The sequence below is a fragment of the Vibrio sp. D173a genome, from assembly GCF_030248475.1.
Window position 1 is genome coordinate 1 of record NZ_JAHGAH010000485.1, and the last position, 592, is coordinate 592.

Annotated in this window: 2 pseudogenes; both read left to right on the forward strand. The window is 49.2% G+C overall.

Annotation, left to right across the window (positions count from 1 at the left end):
• A pseudogene (gene purH / locus KIV40_RS26955) lies at positions 1 to 309 on the forward strand (bifunctional phosphoribosylaminoimidazolecarboxamide formyltransferase/IMP cyclohydrolase); the annotation flags it as partial.
• Positions 310 to 442: 133 nt separating this feature from the next.
• Positions 443 to 592 (forward strand): annotated as a pseudogene (locus tag KIV40_RS26960) (phosphoribosylamine--glycine ligase family protein); the annotation flags it as partial.

Sequence of the window (592 nt, forward strand, 5' to 3'; positions counted from 1 at the left end):
AAATCTAACGCGATCGTTTACTCGAAAGGCGACATGACTATCGGTGTGGGCGCAGGCCAAATGAGCCGCGTTTAATCTGCGAAAATCGCAGGCATCAAGGCTGCAGACGAAGGTCTACAGGTTGAAGGTTGTGTAATGGCATCACATGCATTCTTCCCATTCCGTGACGGTATCGACGCGGCTGCAGAAGCGGGCATCAAGTGTGTTATCCAACCAGGCGGCTCAATGCGTGATGACGAAGTTATCGCTGCAGCAGACGAGCACGGCATGGCGATGATCTTTACGGGCATGCGTCACTTCCGCCACTAGAAAGAAAAGATACGAGAGCGCTTCGCTACGGGAAACGAGAACGCTGCGCTCCGAGATGAGCAACACTCTCATTTAGTGTTGCTCAGACATTTTCTAGTTCTACTACTATCAATTTTGATTGAAGGTTTAAAACATGAATGTATTGATTATTGGTGCCGGCGGTCGTGAGCACGCACTTGGTTGGAAAGCAGCACAAAACCCAAACGTTGAAACAGTATTCATCGCTCCAGGCAACGCAGGTACTGCACTTGAGCCAAAACTTGAGAACGTAAACATCGGTGTT